Origin of the sequence: Bradyrhizobium sp. CB3481, assembly GCF_029714305.1 — a bacterium.
In the GTDB taxonomy this organism is placed as follows: Bacteria; Pseudomonadota; Alphaproteobacteria; order Rhizobiales; family Xanthobacteraceae; genus Bradyrhizobium.
Genome location: NZ_CP121647.1, coordinates 4141407 through 4156999 on the forward strand (window position 1 = coordinate 4141407; position 15593 = coordinate 4156999).

The 15593-nt window shown below is 63.5% G+C and carries 17 protein-coding genes; 6 read left to right on the forward strand and 11 right to left on the reverse strand.

What is annotated here, in order from left to right:
* Position 1: 1 nt before the first annotated feature.
* The gene (locus tag QA643_RS20095; protein ID WP_283027652.1) at positions 2-310 is read right to left on the reverse strand and encodes a hypothetical protein; all 309 of its coding nucleotides are present in this window, start codon (positions 308-310) and stop codon (positions 2-4) included.
* Here QA643_RS20095 and QA643_RS20100 point away from each other — a divergent pair.
* The 3 genes from QA643_RS20100 (at position 309) to QA643_RS20110 (ending at position 4020) form a co-directional block, all read left to right on the forward strand.
* Positions 309-2093, forward strand: a complete 1785-nt coding sequence (locus QA643_RS20100) for a NirA family protein (RefSeq protein ID WP_283027653.1) — start codon at positions 309-311, stop codon at positions 2091-2093. The two genes, QA643_RS20095 and QA643_RS20100, sit on opposite strands and share 2 nt — an antisense overlap.
* Positions 2090-3688: a sulfite reductase subunit alpha gene (locus QA643_RS20105; protein WP_283027654.1), complete on the forward strand. Its 1599-nt coding sequence runs from the start codon at positions 2090-2092 to the stop codon at positions 3686-3688. Before QA643_RS20100 ends, QA643_RS20105 begins: the two co-directional genes overlap by 4 nt.
* Before the next feature lie 179 nt (positions 3689-3867).
* Positions 3868-4020: a hypothetical protein gene (locus QA643_RS20110; protein ID WP_247777853.1), complete on the forward strand. Its 153-nt coding sequence runs from the start codon at positions 3868-3870 to the stop codon at positions 4018-4020.
* On the opposite strand, the gene QA643_RS20115 is transcribed toward QA643_RS20110, so the two are convergent.
* From QA643_RS20115 to pxpB, 3 genes are read right to left on the reverse strand one after another with little or no spacing between them, the layout of a single operon-like run.
* Positions 4017-4793 (reverse strand): 5-oxoprolinase subunit PxpA, encoded by a 777-nt coding sequence (locus tag QA643_RS20115; RefSeq protein WP_283027655.1) that lies wholly within the window; start codon positions 4791-4793, stop codon positions 4017-4019. The two genes, QA643_RS20110 and QA643_RS20115, sit on opposite strands and share 4 nt — an antisense overlap.
* A gap of 29 nt (positions 4794-4822) precedes the next feature.
* A complete protein-coding gene (locus tag QA643_RS20120; protein ID WP_283027656.1) occupies positions 4823-5872 on the reverse strand; it encodes a biotin-dependent carboxyltransferase family protein in 1050 nt (349 codons plus the stop codon).
* Positions 5869-6600 (reverse strand): 5-oxoprolinase subunit PxpB, encoded by a 732-nt coding sequence (gene pxpB / locus QA643_RS20125; RefSeq protein WP_283027657.1) that lies wholly within the window; start codon positions 6598-6600, stop codon positions 5869-5871. The genes QA643_RS20120 and pxpB overlap by 4 nt, the downstream gene beginning before the upstream one ends.
* Positions 6601-6828: 228 nt before the next feature.
* Here pxpB and QA643_RS20130 point away from each other — a divergent pair, with 228 nt between their 5' ends.
* Positions 6829-7527, forward strand: coding sequence for a ribonuclease activity regulator RraA (locus QA643_RS20130; RefSeq protein WP_283027658.1), 699 nt, complete (start codon positions 6829-6831; stop codon positions 7525-7527).
* A gap of 23 nt (positions 7528-7550) precedes the next feature.
* A complete protein-coding gene (locus tag QA643_RS20135) occupies positions 7551-7955 on the forward strand; it encodes a cupin domain-containing protein (RefSeq protein ID WP_283027659.1) in 405 nt (134 codons plus the stop codon).
* Positions 7956-7966: 11 nt separating this feature from the next.
* Here the strand turns inward: QA643_RS20135 and QA643_RS20140 are convergent, their stop codons facing one another.
* From QA643_RS20140 to QA643_RS20150, 3 genes are all read right to left on the reverse strand, one after another.
* Complete coding sequence (locus QA643_RS20140; RefSeq protein ID WP_283027660.1) at positions 7967-8344, reverse strand: hypothetical protein; 378 nt, start codon at positions 8342-8344, stop codon at positions 7967-7969.
* A gap of 104 nt (positions 8345-8448) precedes the next feature.
* Entirely contained in the window at positions 8449-9282 is an 834-nt protein-coding gene (locus QA643_RS20145) for a DUF2147 domain-containing protein (protein ID WP_283027661.1), read from the reverse strand.
* A gap of 190 nt (positions 9283-9472) precedes the next feature.
* On the reverse strand, positions 9473-10249 hold the full coding sequence (locus QA643_RS20150; protein WP_283027662.1) for a transporter substrate-binding domain-containing protein: 777 nt from the start codon (positions 10247-10249) through the stop codon (positions 9473-9475).
* Between the two features lie 127 nt (positions 10250-10376).
* Here QA643_RS20150 and QA643_RS20155 point away from each other — a divergent pair, with 127 nt between their 5' ends.
* Positions 10377-10889 (forward strand): DUF1993 domain-containing protein, encoded by a 513-nt coding sequence (locus QA643_RS20155; protein ID WP_283027663.1) that lies wholly within the window; start codon positions 10377-10379, stop codon positions 10887-10889.
* 15 nt (positions 10890-10904) lie between these two features.
* On the opposite strand, the gene QA643_RS20160 is transcribed toward QA643_RS20155, so the two are convergent.
* The 4 genes from QA643_RS20160 to ugpC all read right to left on the reverse strand — a co-directional run bounded on the left by QA643_RS20160 (position 10905) and on the right by ugpC (position 15593).
* A complete protein-coding gene (locus QA643_RS20160) occupies positions 10905-11312 on the reverse strand; it encodes a hypothetical protein (RefSeq protein ID WP_349253208.1) in 408 nt (135 codons plus the stop codon).
* A gap of 119 nt (positions 11313-11431) precedes the next feature.
* Positions 11432-12856 carry an amidase gene (locus tag QA643_RS20165; protein WP_283027665.1) on the reverse strand — a complete coding sequence of 475 codons (1425 nt, stop codon included), beginning with the start codon at positions 12854-12856 and terminating at the stop codon, positions 11432-11434.
* A gap of 621 nt (positions 12857-13477) precedes the next feature.
* On the reverse strand, positions 13478-14464 hold the full coding sequence (locus tag QA643_RS20170) for a hydroxyacid dehydrogenase (protein ID WP_283027666.1): 987 nt from the start codon (positions 14462-14464) through the stop codon (positions 13478-13480).
* Between the two features lie 28 nt (positions 14465-14492).
* Positions 14493-15593 (reverse strand): sn-glycerol-3-phosphate ABC transporter ATP-binding protein UgpC, encoded by a 1101-nt coding sequence (gene ugpC / locus QA643_RS20175; RefSeq protein ID WP_283027667.1) that lies wholly within the window; start codon positions 15591-15593, stop codon positions 14493-14495.

The window sequence follows — 15593 nt, forward strand, 5'->3', positions numbered from 1 at the left end:
ATCATTGGGCATTGTGCCTACGAAGCGGCACTGAAGCCGGCTTCATAGTTTTGAGTTTCATGCTCGGAACACATTGAAAATCATCGATATTTTTATCGAGCCTCTCTGGCACGCAACTTGAATGTTGCAGTGCGGTCGGCTCGTCGCTGAAGCCTGCTGACCGATGTCCAAGATGGATTTCCGCAGCAACGAAGCTGGCCGGGCCGCTTGCCAGAAATGCCGTCCGGCGCCTCCGCCGGATCGATTTTCCAAGCGGTCTTTCCCGTTCGTTGACGCCACCAGCCGTGGCCGCAGGAGCTTCGTCGCGCATGAAAATCGAAACGCTCTCAATCGACTTTACCGACGAGCAGAAGCGCTATCTCGAGGGCTTTACCACGGGCCTGCAGATCAGCCGGGTCGGGCGCGGCCTCGGTGGCGCTGCGGGCAAGGCGGCGGCCGAACCGACTGGGCCGGACGCCGCGCATATCAAGGCGCAGGACAAGGTCATCGCGTCAGGCAAGAAGCTCGCCGATCCCGAGAAGTTCAAGCGCGAGGAGCATCCGTTCGACGCCTATCCGCGGCTGAAGCAGCAGGCGCTCGACAATGCGCCGCCGAGCCCTGCGGACAATTTCCGCTGGCGCTATTACGGCCTGTTCTACGTCGCGCCGGCGCAGGACTCCTACATGTGCCGCTTGCGGATTCCGAACGGCATCCTGAAGCACTGGCAGTTTTCGGGCCTCGCCGATCTGAGCGAGCGGCTGTGCGGGCCGTTCTGCCACGTCACGACGCGGGCCAATTTGCAGGTGCGGGAAATTCCGCCGAAGCATGCGGTGGCGCTGATCGAGGGCATCCAGGATCTCGGCCTCTGTTCGCGCGGCACCGGAGCCGACAACATCCGCAATGTCACGGGGACGCCGACCGCCGGGATCGATCCGCAGGAACTGCTCGATACCCGGGAGTATGCGCGCGAATGGCACTATCACATCCTCAACGACCGCTCGCTCTACGGTCTGCCGCGCAAGTTCAACGTCGCCTTCGACGGCGCCGGCAAGATCGCCGCGCTGGAAGACACCAATGATATCGCCTTCACGGCGGTCGAGGTGAAGGACGGCTTTGGCGCCGAGGGAGGCATCTGGTTTCGCCTCGGGCTTGGCGGCATCACCGGGCACAAGGATTTTGCCAAGTATACCGACATCATCGTGAGGCCGGCCGACGCCACCAAAGTGGCCGACGCCATCGTCCGCATCTTCATCGATCTCGGCGACCGCACCAACCGCAACAAGGCGCGGCTGAAATATGTGCTCGACGGCATGGGCCACGAGAAATTCCTTGCGCTGGTCGAGGAGCGGCTCGGCAAGCCTTTCACCCGCGTGCCGGCGGAGGCGCTTTGCCTACGGCCGGCGTCCGACCGCATGGCGCATATCGGCGTGCACAAGCAGAAGCAGGACAGGCTGAACTGGATCGGCGTGTCATTGCCGCTCGGCAAGGTTACCGCCGAGCAAATGCGCGGATTGGCGAAGATCGCGCAGGATCTGGGCGACGGCGACATTCGCCTGACGGTGTGGCAGAACCTGCTGATATCAGGAGTGCGCGACGAAAATGTCGAACTGGCGATCGCCGCGATCCAGAAAATCGGGCTTGCGGTCGAGGCTTCGCACATCCGTGCCGGCCTGATCGCCTGCACCGGCAATGCCGGCTGCCGCTTCGCAGCTTCCAACACCAAGCGGCATGCCGCCGAGATCGGAGACTGGTGCGAGCCGCGCGTTGCCATCGACACGCCGATCAACATTCACGTCACCGGCTGCCACCATTCCTGCGCGCAGCACTACATCAGCGATATCGGCCTGATCGCAGCGCGCGTTCCCGTCGGCGAGGATGACGACACCGTCGAGGGCTATCACCTGTTTGCCGGCGGCGGCTTTGGTCCCGACGCCGATGTCGGGCAGGAGGTTTTTCATGACCTCAAGGCGGAAGATGCGCCGAAGGCGGTCGAGAAGCTGCTGAAGGCGTATCTCACCCATCGCGCATCATCCGATGAGACGTTCCTGACATTTGCGCGCCGCCATGACGGCGCGGGCTTGCGCAAGCTCGCCGAAGCCGAGGTGTCCGCATGAACCAGATCACGCCGCCACCGAAGATCGAGATCATTCCATCGAACGCGCCATTCTCCGAGGCGCAACGCTCCTGGCTGAACGGATTCTTTGCCGGACTGCTATCCGATGCAACGCCGTTGTCCGCCGAGCAGGGCGCCGCCGTGATGCAAGGCGCGGCTGGCGATGATGATGATGGCGAAGCGCCGTGGCACGACCAGACCATGCCGATGGCCGAGCGCATGAAACTCGCCGAGGGACGTCCGCTGCGGCGGCGGATGATGGCGGCAATGGCGCAGCAGGACTGCGGCCAGTGCGGCTATGACTGCCACAATTATTCAGAAGCAATTGCGAGCAAGAGCGAAGCGCGGCTCAACCTCTGCGTCCCCGGCGGCAAGGAAACCGCGCGGATGCTGAAGTCGTTGTATGAGGAAATCGACAAGGCTCCGTCCACGCCGTCAGCCGCGGCAGCGGCGGCTCCGGCTGCGTCTGCCGCCGTAGCAGAGCCGGGACGGTCGCGCGATAATCCGGTCGCGGCCACCTTCCTGTCGCGCCGGCTTCTGAACAAACAAGGTTCGGAAAAGGAGACCTGGCACATCGAGTTCGATCTCTCCGCCGCCGGTCTCGACTATGTCGTCGGCGATTCCTTCGGCATCTTTGCGCGCAACGATGTCGGGCTGGTCGATCAGATCATCGCGCTGCTCGGCGCGTCCCACACCACGGAGGTGAACGGCAAGACGCTGCGCGAAGTGCTGATGGACGACGTCTCGCTGTCGCCGGCGCCGGACTCGCTATTCGAGCTGATCTCGTACCTCACCGGCGGCGCCAGGCGCGAGAAGGCACGCGCACTGGCACAGGGCGAGGACCCCGACGGCGACGCCGCGACACTCGACGTGATGGCGGTGCTGCAAAAGTTTTCCGGCGTGCGCCCGCATCCCGAGGCCTTCGTCGAGGCGCTGGAGCCGCTGCAGCCGCGGCTCTATTCGATCTCATCGTCACACAATGCGACGCCCGGCAGATTGTCACTAACGGTCGACTGCGTGCGCTACGTGATCAACAAGCGCAAGCGTCTCGGGCTCGCCTCAACCTTCCTCGCCGAGCGCATCAATCCCGGCGACGAATTAAAGGTCTATGTGCAGAAGGCCCACGGCTTCGCGCTGCCGCAGGACCCGAAGACGCCGATCATCATGATCGGGCCGGGCACCGGCGTCGCACCATTCCGCGCCTTCCTGCACGACCGCCGCGCAACCGGAGCGCCCGGCAAGAACTGGCTGTTCTTCGGCCATCAGCGCAGCGATTGCGATTTCTTCTATGCCGATGAACTCAACGCGATGAAGACCTCGGGCCTCCTGACGCGGCTGTCGTTGGCGTGGTCGCGCGACGGCGACAAGAAATTCTACGTGCAGGATCGCATGCGCGAGGTCGGCCGCGAATTGTGGACCTGGCTTGCCGAGGGCGCGCATGTCTACATCTGCGGCGATGCCAAGCGGATGGCCAAGGACGTCGAGCGCGCGCTGGTCGACATCGTCGCCCAGTTCGGCGCCCGATCGACCGATGAGGCGGTCAGCTTCGTTGGCGAACTCAAGAAAAGCGGCCGGTTCCAGCAGGACGTTTACTGAGCCGGGTTCCGTCTAGTTCAAATCGGCCCAAATAAAATTCTCGCGCTCGGCGGGAAAAGGGGAATTTTCCCCTCAAAATGGCGGGGGTTAGAGCGTCCGCGTCGCTATTTCGGCCGGCATCTTGCGTCCTGATACAATCGATATTCCATATGCAGCCCATGCCGCGTTGGAGATCGATGATGCGCGAACTATCGGCGGAAGCCCGCCTGCACCTTTACGCACGTTCGGTGTCCCGCCGTTCCGGCACCGGCCTGCACACGGCCGCGCTGTACAGCGCGTTCGCGCTCATCGCCGCGATCGTGTTCGGCACGCTCTCGGTCCATCCGTTCTAAGTTGATGTTGCCGTCTTGAACGGCGCGACCGTAATTCCCGCGTCCTTCAACGCCTTTCGCACGCCGCGCGCGATGTCGACCGCGCCCGGCGTGTCGCCGTGAATGCAGACGGTGTCGGTGCGCATCTTGATCACCTTGCCGGTCACTGAGACGACCGCGCCATCCTGCACCATCCGCACCACGCGATCAGCGATCTCCTTCGCATCGTGCAGCACGGCGCCGGGCTTCTTGCGCGACACCAGCATGCCATTGTCCTCATAGGCGCGGTCGGCGAACACTTCATGCACCATCGGCAGGTTGGCGGCTTCGCCCGCCGTTACCAGCTTCGAATTGGCGAGCACCACGAAGATCAAATTGGGATCGACCGCCTTGATGCCGTTGGCGATGGCTCTTGCGGTCATGTCATCTTCGCAGGCGACGTTGGAGATCGCGCCGTGCGCCTTGACGTGAGTGACCTTGTAGCCGGCCGCGGTCGCAATCGCCTGCAACGCACCGATCTGGTAGGCGATGAGGTTTTCGATCTCCGACGACTTCAAGCCCGGCATCGGCCGCCGGCCAAAGCCGTGCAGGTCGCGATAGCCGGGATGCGCGCCGACGCTGACGCCGCGCGCTTTGGCAAGCTCGACGGTGTGACGCATGATGTCGGGATCGCCGGCATGGAAACCGCAAGCGACATTCACCGACGTCGCCAGCTCAATCATCGCGGCGTCATTGCCCATTTCCCACGCGCCAAATCCTTCGCCGAGATCGCAATTGAGGTCGATGCTTGTCATGTTGTTGGTCCGCTTCTCGTGAGTGGATTTCAGTCCGGTCCCGCAATGTCGGCGACCGCGTGCCAGGTTCCGACGTCGATGGCGTTGACGGCGTGGCCGGCGACATTGGCATCGTGCAGCGCCTCGATATTGAGATCAACGCTTTCGATGGCGCGCAGCCGGTCGGGCAGGGTGCGCAGCATATCAGCGAATTTGCGCGCCTCGGACTGTGCTTCCGCCATGCTGACGGCTAGAAAGCGAAAGGCGCGGCCGGCGGGGATCTGGGCGAGGCGTCCGAGATCGGCTGATATCACGGTTGCGATCTTCGGATAGCCGCCGCTGGTGCCGCGATCCGGCATCAGCACGATCGGCTGACCCATGCCAGGCACCTGCAGGCTGCCGTTGACGGTGCCGTCGGAAACGATGTTGTGGCCATGAAGGTGCCTGAGAACCGGGCCTTCGAGCCGGTAGCCCATGCGGTCGCTGGTTGCCGAGATCTTCCATTCGCTGTCGAGAAACAGCTTTTTGGTCTCATCAGTGAATTCGTCATCCTGCGGTCCGAAGACCACTCGGATCGGCGCATCGGTTGCCGCCGGAAGCTCGATCCGCCGTTCCGGCACGCCACTTGCGGCCTTGGTCTGCAACTCGTCACCGGCCTGCAGCGGACGGGGGTAGGGGCTGCCGAGCCCGGCGCGTGCGTTGACCGCAAGGCTGCCGAACATCGGCTCGCCGATAATGCCGCCTTCGATCGCCAGATAGCTAAACGAGCCGCCGCGCGCAAAGCCGAGCGTCAGCGTCTCGCCATCGGCAAGCGTCGCGGACGTGTCTGGCGCCACCGCGCGGCCGGCGATATCGGCATTGCGCGGCGCTCCGGCCAGCGCAATGCGCACGGTGCCGCCGCGCGCGATGAATTTTGCGCCGAACGGACCGACTTCAACGGCCGCCGTGAACGGTCCATTGCCAACCAGCGTATTCGCGGCCGCCAATGCCAGCCGGTCCATCGCGCCGCTCGGCACCAGGCCGTAGCGTTGCGCACCCGGACGTCCACCGTCCTGAACCGAACTTGCCGGGCCAATCGCTGCAATGACGAGCTTGCTCATGAGGCGATCTGCTCGGCAATGAATTCGCCGGATGCGGCGGCGCGATCCTGTTCGGCGAATGTCTTGGCATCGACGGGGACAAAGGTGACGTTATCGCCGGGCTCGAGCAGGAAGATCGGGTCGCGATGGAGCTGGTAGGTGCGGACCGCGGTCCGTCCCAGCAGATGCCAGCCGCTCGGGCCGGCGAGGCACTGCACGCCGGTCTGTACGCCACCGATCGAAATGGTGCCGGCGGGCGTGAGCAAGCGTGGATTTTGCCGCCGCGGCATGTGCAGGCTATCGGCGAGCCCACTGAGATAGGACCAGCCGGGCGTGAAGCCGATCATGGCGACCCGGTAGTCGCCGGCGACATGCCGCGCCACGATGTCGTCGGGCGTGGTGTTGAGGGTTTTGGCGACGTCCTCCAGGTCGATGCCATGCTCGCCGCCATAGACGACCGGAATGCGCCAGCGCCGCGTCCTGCTCGTTGCCGGCACCGGCCGCTGGGCGAGCGCGAGAATCCTCTCGCCGAGCTCTTCAAAATCGATCAGCACGGGATCGTAATGCACGAGCAGCGAGCGATAGGTTGGGACGGTCTCGGTGATACCCGCGATGGGCTCTGCCGCCAGCTCACGGTCGAGCGCCAGCACCCGCCGGTTGGCGGCATCGTCGATATTCCGGCTGAATTCCACCGTGATGGCGCTGTCGCCACTCGGCAAAAGGCGGGGCGGGGGTAGCGTCGCAGCCATGGCCTCTAAACGGTCTCGCAGCTTCTGTGCCGGCCTCAAGCTGTAGCGTGTTTCGGGCGGGAGTGGAATTCGCTTCGTGCGAAATCAGCAAGTAAGTTCAATAAATTAATCTGCACGCCGCTGATAAGATGTTGTGATCACGAAGCCCGTCGCGGGCCCTTGACGCGATGCCCGCACCTCGCAAGATGCGCTACCTTTTCATCCCTCTCTCCGGAGCCTTTAGCCCAGATGTCCCTGACCCCCGAAGCCATCGCAACCCTGTCCGGCGTGTCGACCGCCACCATCACCACCGTGCTCCTCAAGAAGGGCCTGCGAAACGTCTGGATGCGCGGCACCAAGCCGCTGCGGCCCGGCCAGGCCCGGCTGGTCGGCCCGGCCTTTACGCTGCGCTTCGTGCCCGCCCGCGAGGATCTCGCCACGCCCGAGTCCTGGTCGTCGCCGATTTCAACCCGCACCGCGATCGAAGCCATGCCGGCCGGCTGCATCGCCGTGGTCGATGCCATGGGCGTCACCGATGCCGGCATCTTCGGCGACATTCTGTGCGCGCGCATGGTCAAGCGCGGAGTCGCCGCGCTGATCACCGATGGCGTGGTGCGCGACGTCGAAGGCGTGCTCGGCACCAATCTTCCGGTCTGGTGCGATGGCTTCTCGGCGCCGCCCTCGGTCGCCGGGCTGACCTTCGTCGGCTGGGGCGAGCCGATCGGCTGCGGCGAGGTTGCGGTGTTTCCGAACGACATCGTCGTCGCCGACCAGGACGGCGCGGTACTGATCCCGCAGGCGCTGCTCGATCATGTGCTGGCCGAAGGGCCGGAGCAGGAGCGGATGGAGGCCTGGATCGTCAACGAGGTGAACAACGGCGCGGCGCTGCCGGGCCTCTATCCGATGAACGCCGAGACCAAGGCACGCTACGCCGCGTCGAAGAAGTAACAGCAACAGGCGGAGGCAACCCCATGGAAATCCATTTCGCTGGCTCCCGGCCGACGTGCAGGGCGCCGTCGGACTATTTCACCGGCACCGTGCTACAGGATCCGATCATTCAGACCGAGGCACCGGCACGGCTGGCCTCAACCCGCGTCTCATTCGAGCCGGGCGCGCGGACGGCGTGGCACACGCACCCGCTGGGGCAGACGCTCTACGTCATCTCGGGCGTTGGCCGGGTGCAGGCCAAGGGCGGACCCATCACGGAAATCCGGCCCGGCGACGTCGTCTGGATTCCGCCGGGTGAGAAGCACTGGCACGGCGCCTCGCCGACCAACAGCATGACTCACATCGCGATGCAGGAAGCGCTCGATGGCAGCTACGTCACCTGGATGGAGTACGTGACCGACGCGGAGTATTCCGCGAAGGTCGGCTGAACTGCCGCCAGTTACATGCGCTGCGCGGTCCAGGTACCGGAGCACAGGGCCGCGCGCCACGTGCCCGAGCCTGAGGTGCCGGAGAGAACGCCGGAGCCGACCGCGCGCTTCATACCGCTGGCCAGGGTTACGCGGATCGCGCCGGCATCGGCCACGTGGCCGGAGGCGGTGACCGCCGCCGTGTTCGAGGCGACTTGGCCGTTGCTGATGCCGATGGAGACCGAGGCGTTGCTTGGGCAGGCCGCGTTCGAGGAGGTGATCTGCACATTCCAGCCGCCATCGAAGGTCGTAGCGACGGATGGCGTTGCAAAGCCCAGTACAGCAAGCAGCGAAGCGGTGATTGCGGATTTCCGAGACTTGACCATGACGTGCCCCTTTGGTTTGGACACGCGCAGGCTCTCACAGGCGCTCCGTGATGACTGTGATTGCCATCACCATGAAAAAGCCCCGCGCAGTGGCGGGGCTTTTGTTCTGTGCGAAGGCTGTCTGTCGGTCAGTTGACGCGGGTCCAGGTCTGGCCGCCGCAGAACATGCCGCCGAAGGCGCAGCCCTGAACGCGCAGGGTGTCGGTGCCCTTCATCGCGATGGTGGAATCATAGGTGCTGCCGCTGTTCGGATCGAGAATCCGGCCGCTCCACTTGTCCTTGCCCGGCTTCATGTTGATCAGAACCTGCTCGCCATTCTGGTTCGACTTCTTGTCGACGGAATAGCCGCAGAGATTAGGGCCGCATTGCTCGATCCGCACCTTGCCCTCTTTCTCCTCCGTCAGCCACACGCCGACCGGTGAATTCGCTGCCGCAGGTGCTGATGCAGCGGGCGCGGCGGCCTGCTTTTGTGGCGGCGGTGCCGGCGCGGCGACGGGGGGCGGAGGTGCGGCCGGAACGGCGGCTTGTGGGGGTTGAGGCGCCGCAGCAGGTGCCGGCGCGGGCGCAGCGGCAGTATCAGCCGGTGCCACGGCCGCGGTCGCGGTTGACGGCTCGGTTGTTGCGGCTGGAGCGCTTGGAGCAGGGGCGGCAGGCGCTGGCGCCGCCGCTGGTGCAGCCGCCTGCTCAGCCGGCGCCGGGGCGGTCGCTTCGGGGGCGGCCTGAGGGGCGGTTGGGGCGGTCTTCGCCTGCTGCGGCACCTTCCGGGTCGGGCGATCGAGATCGCCTTCCTCGCCGCGCACACGCTTCTTCTTGGTGTTGTCGTAGACGCCGGGAATCGAAACCGTGCCGCGATCGGGATCGATCGTGATGGTGCGACCGTTATACTCAAAGGAGTACTGCGCCTGCGCGGCGGTGACGGTGCTCGCCAGCAAAAGCGCGGCGATAGCGAGGCACTTCTTCATTGTAACGACCTCCTGAGCAGGGAACCCCATCCCCGGAAGCTACTAGTCAGCAATAGCTTCAGCCAACGTGATCCAGATCACTTTCAAATGATGAGTCGTGTACTAGCGGCTTCGGTTCAAATTCGGCTGTGTAGAATAAATAGCAGCGAGTGGATGGTCAATTTTCCCGCAAAAACGGGCGTTTCCGCGGTCAATCGAACCAGTTGGCGTAGATTTTCTTGAAGCTGCCGTCCTGGGTCGCGATGTGAAGCCACTGGTCCACAAACGCCTTCAGCGCCACGTCACGCTGCAGCCAGTACGCCTTCTCGGAAAAGTCGAACGGCTTTTCCGGATGCACCGCGCAAAGCACGCCCGCGTGCTGCTTTTGCTGGTAGCGGGTCTCGGAAGCGTCGGTCATCATCAGGTCGGCGTTGCCTTTAGCGATCTCGTCGAAGATCGTGACGTTGTCGTTCCAGACCTTGATCTCGGCGTTCTTGACGTTCGCCTTGGCGAAGCGCTCATTGGTGCCGCCCGGATTGACGATGACGCGCGTGCCGGCCTTGTCGATATCGGCGATGGTTTCATACTTGCCCTGGTCGGCGCAGCGCGCGATCGGCGTCTTGCCCTCGCGCATGATCGGCGCCGAGAACAGTCCCTTTTTCTGCCGGTCGAGCGTGATCGAGACGCCGCCCATGGCGATGTCGAAATTGTCGGCTTCAAAGTCCTTCATCAGTTGCGGCCACGCCGTCTTGACGAATTCGACCTTGACGCCGAGCGCCTTGCCGAGCGCTTCGGCCATGTCGACGTCGAAGCCCTGGAATTTCGAGCTGTCCTTGTCGTAATAGGTGAAGGGACGATAGTCGCCGGTCATGCCGACACGCAGCGTGCCGCGCTTGATGATGTCGTCGAGGCGGGAAGCGGGCTGCTGCGCGTGGACCGAAACCGTCCACAGCACGATGGTTGCAAGGCTGGCCAACACCCGAAACATCACGTCTTCTCCACGCGCAAAATTGATGACATCCTCAAAAGCGACGGCGCGGATTTAGACCAGATCGCCGCGCCTTACCAGCCGAAGAATCGCCAGCCGAAGAATCGCCAGCCGGAGAAATCGAAACGTGACCATCTCGCTCCACGATGCCTCCGTCGGCGTGTTCGTGCCGTATCTCGGAAACCTGTCCATTCTTCTCGACAAGGCCTCGGCGCATGCTGAAGCTCGAAACATCGATCCGAATGTGCTGCTGAATATGCGGCTCTCGCCCACCATGTACAATTTGAAGCAGCAGGTGGCGGAAGCCAACCGGCATGCCGTTGTCGCAGGCGCGCTGCTGGCCGGCCGCGCACCTCACACCTTTTCAGAGAGTGATCCCGACATCGCCGAGCTCAAGGCGCGGATTTCAGCGGCGATCGATTTCGTGCAGGCCTTGCCGCGCGCCAAGATCGATGCCGCCGCCGACAAGGAGGTCGCGTTCACGTTCAAGAATGGCGGCCAGCGGACATTCACCGGCAAATCGCTGCTGCTGACGTTCAGCGTTCCGCAGTTTTTCTTTCACGTCACCACGGCGTACGACATCCTGCGCCATGCCGGCCTCGATCTGGCCAAGAAGGACTTTCTGGGGCCGCCGCGATAGCGGCCACGCGGGCGGCTACGCTTCGCTGCTCTCCTTCGCGGCAGTAAGTCCGGCCATCTCGCTTCTCAACTGCTCGAAGCGACGGCGGGCATCGCCTTCGCGATCGTCCACCATCTGGATCGCGGCTTCCCGCGACATCGGACCGGACACGATCGGCGTGGAATTCTCCCCGATGGTCTCGTCCACATAGTAGTCGCCATTGTCGAGGCGGACGGTCCATTTGAAACGGATCGCGGCCATCGGGCCGGGACCGAACTTGGTATAACCGTGCGCCTCGAGCGGCGGAGGGGCCGCGGGGATCGGGGGCGGCGTGGCAGGCTTTGGCTCGGCGGCCGCCGCCTTTTCGGATCCACGACGGGCTTCCTGCGGATCAAGAATGCTGGCGATGGTCGCCAGTGCGTGGTCGGTAGGGTCGCTTTGCATCACGGGTAAGCCTCCGGATCGACCCGTGGGCAGAATCAGCGTCGTTGCTGCCCCGGGCCCTTGCCTTTGCTTCCGAAGAAAGCCGGGCTTTGTCAATCCGTGGCTTTTTTGGGGCGTGCTTAGGCACAGATTGGAGGTATTTTGTTCCTCCATGGCCGCGCCTGTTCGAGCTGGCCGGCGAGCCGGAACAGGGTGGCCTCGTCGCCGAACCTGGCTGAGAACATCATGCCGAGCGGCAACCCGGCCTTGTTCCACGCCAGCGGCACCGACATCGCCGGCTGCCCGGACATGTTGAACATCGAGGTCCCCGGCATATAGCGGCGCAGGATCGGGGCGATGTGCGACAGGTCGTTCGACATGGTGTTGAGTTCGCCGATGCGCAGCGGCGGCGCGCACAATGTCGGAGACAGGAAGACGTCGCAGTCTTCGAAGAAGGCCGCCAGCGCGCGCGAGATCTGGAAGGCGGCGAGCTGGGCGGCGACATAGTCGGTTGCCGTGTTCTTCCTCGCGTTGTGCGAATGCGCCAGCGTCAATATTTCGATATCCTTGTCCGTCATTTCCCGGCCAAACCGCTGCTCGAGCAGCCGCACCGTGAGCGCGGTGTTGCCGCCGACGATCGTGGTGATGGTCGCCGCGGGATCTGCGGGGAGTTTCGGCGCGCGTTCCTCGACGCGGTGGCCAAGCCCCGCGAGCAGGCCTGCGGTTTCACGTACGGCCGCCGCGATTTCCGGATCGATGGCCTCGCCATAAGGCGATTTGTCGGTGAAGGAGATGCGGAGCCGGCCGGGGTCGCGGCCGACCTCCTGCGAAAACGGCCGCTCCGGCGGCGGCGCGACATAGGGGCTCGACGCTTCAGGACCATGCACCGCGTCCATCATGACCGCGCTGTCGCGGACGCTGATGCTCACGACATGGCCGCAGGAAAATCCGCCCCAGCCTTCGCCCCGATCGGGCCCAAGCGGATTGCGGGCGCGCGTCGGCTTCAGGCCGAACACGCCGGAGGCCGAGGCGGGGATGCGGATCGAGCCGCCGCCATCGCTGGCATGGGCGACGGGGAGGATGCGGGCGGCGACCGCCGCTGCCGCGCCGCCCGACGAACCGCCGGAGGAATGTTCGAGATTCCAGGGATTGCGGGTCGGACCGAACAGCCGCGACTCTGTCGTCGGCATCAGGCCGAATTCGGGACTGGAGCTCTTGCCGAAGATGGCGACGCCGGTATCGAGGAAACGCTGCGTCAGCGTCCCGGTGTGGTCGGCGACATAGTCCTTCAGCACCGTGGCGCCCGAGGTGGTGCGCGTGCCCTCGAGCAGATCGAGGTCCTTCAGGAGAAACGGTACGCCGGTGAAGGGACCATCGGGCAGGCCGCGGGCGACCTGGCGCTCGGCATATTCGTAATGCTTGACGACGACCGCGTTGATCTGCGGATCGATCTTCGCGGTGCGGGCAACGGCCTCGTCGAGCAATTCCCTGGCCGAGACTTCCTTCTTCCGAACCAGATCCGCAAGGCCGACCGCGTCGTATTCGCCGTATTCCTTGAAGGCCATGCGGATACCTCATTTGCTGGCGGGTCGATGATGGACCGGGCGACCTTTGCTTTTATGAGTGAGGTCCTTGACCCGGGTCAATAAAGGACATGACTTTAAAGGACATGACTTTCTAGACTCCCATAAAGGGTGGAGTTGGCGGACAATGACCACAGAACAAACAACCGTGATGGCCGATCAAACATACCGCTCTTCAAACAGTCCGCCGCGGGTAATTCTCGCAGGTGCGGTATCCGCAGTGATTTCAATGGTGCTTATGGGACTTCTCTGGAAGGAGAAACCGTTCTTCGCTGGTGCCGCGATAGCGCTTTATCTCATGGGTGGCATGAGGGGCTTTCCATGGAAACGCCGATTCGAAAAGCGATCTCCATTGGCATATTTGTTGGTATTGTTGCCTCCAGCGCAATATTCTATTGGGAGATCCGATCGGATGTGGTCTCGCATCCGGGATAAAGGCTTGACGCGGCATCCTTCTTTCTTGCGTAGGTCTGCTCGTCCGTCTCGTGACTAGCCTGGCAAGGTATGAAGTATTTCGCATGTCGTTACCCGTGTGATTACCCCGCGGGTTTTTACGGCTCGTATTGTGCGAAATTACTCATTCATATCAATATCTTACTAAAGTTACAGAACATCCTGATTGATCACGTTCTGCCGCAGCGGGTCGCCATCGAGTACGCTCAGAATGTTGCGGGCGGTCTGCTCGCTCATCCTATCAACGGCTTCCACCGTGACGCCGGCGACATGCGGCGCCGTGATGACATTCGGCAAGGCCAGCAGGGCCTGGCCGGCCGGCGGAGGCTCCTGCGCAAAAACGTCGAGGCCGGCGCCGGCGAGCTTGCCTGATGTCAGCGCCGTGTACAGGGCGGCCTCATCCACGATGCCGCCGCGCGCCGTGTTGATCAGATAGGCGGCCGGCTTCATCCGCTTCAGCCGGTCGGCATTGAACATGCCGACGGTCTCCGGATTTTTGGGGCAATGGATGGTGACGAAGTCGGCGCGCGGCAGCACCGCGTCGAGGTCGGCGACCGGCTCGCAGCCGGCGGCCTTGATGTCCGCGGCAGGCTTGTAGGGATCGAACACCTGGACGTTCATTTCCATCGCGAGGCAGCGCTTGGCGGTGCGGCTGCCGATGCGGCCGAAGCCGACGATGAGAACCGTCTTGCCGAAGAGGTCATAGGGCAGCATGCCGAGCCGATCAGCCCATTTGTTGTCCCTGACCAGCGAATGCATTTCCGTGGCGCGCTTGGCGAGCGTCAGCATCATGAACAGCGCGCATTCGGCGACGGAGGGTGAATTGGCGGTGCCTGCCACCATCAGCGGGATCTTGCGGCGGCTGAGGGCGGGCACGTCGACGGCGTCAAAGCCGACGCCGATCCGCGTCACGACCTGCATATCCCCGGAGGATTCGAGCTCGGGCTCGCCGAAGCGGGTGCCGCCGAGTGCGACGCCATGGACCGGTGCATGCTGCTTCAGCTTGATGTTGAAATCTTCCTGCGAGACCATATTGGGAAATTCGACGAGTTCGATGTCGTCTCGCGCGTGCAGCAGCGCTCTTCCCTGCTGTGACATCGATTCCGTGATGAAGATTTTCTTCTTGTTGGTCGCCATTTCCTGCCCTTGGGTCTCCTGTGCGTCGTCAAAGGACGACGCCGGTCACCTCGTTTAGCAGGTGCATATTGTTGAGGTCCACAGCCAATCGGAGGGGGGCGCCATCCTGCGCGCCGGCATTGGGATTGACCCGGCCGCAGACCTGACTGCCTTCCATCGTGAAGTAGATCAGCGTTTCCATTCCCATCGGCTCGGTGACATCGAGCACCGCATCGAAAGGTTCGACGCCGGCTGCAGCGTGCGGCTTGGCTTCGGTGATATGCTCGGGCCGCAGCCCGAGCAGCAATTTTTCGGCGCGCGGAATGCCCTGATAACGGGCAGCGCGGGCCGGCGGCAGCGGGAAGGCGATGCGATCGGTCAGCCGGACGTGCAGCTTGCCGGAGATGTCCTCCAGGCGGCAGGGAATGAAATTCATCGCCGGCGAGCCGATAAAGCTGGCGACGAATTTGGTCGCCGGCTTGTGGTAGAGCTCGTTCGGCGTGCCAATCTGCTCGATCCGGCCATGGTTCATCACCACGACGCGGTCGGCCAGCGTCATCGCTTCGACCTGGTCGTGCGTCACATAGACCGTGGTGGTGCGGACCTTCTGATGCACTTTCTTGATCTCGATCCGCATCTGCACGCGCAGCTTGGCGTCGAGGTTGGACAGCGGCTCGTCGAACAGGAACACCTTCGGGTTACGCACGATGGCCCGGCCCATCGCGACGCGTTGACGCTGGCCGCCGGACAATTGCTTCGGCTTGCGGTCGACCAGCTCGGTGATGTCGAGCATGCGCGCGGCTTCCTGGACCCGGCTCTTGATCTCGGCCTTGGGGTAGCGCTTCAGCCGCAGCCCGAACGACATGTTTTCGGCAACCGTCATGTGCGGATAGAGCGCGTAGTTCTGAAACACCATCGCGATATCGCGATCCTTCGGCGGCACGTCGTTGACGACGTCGCCGCCGATCATGATGTCGCCGTCGGAGATATCCTCCAGGCCTGCGATCATCCGCAGCGTGGTCGACTTGCCGCAGCCGGAAGGTCCGACCAGCACGACAAACTCATGGTCGGCGATGTCGAGGTCGATGCCGCGCACCGCCTCGACCTCGTCGTAGCGCTTAACGACCTTACGCAACGTCACGTCCGCCAT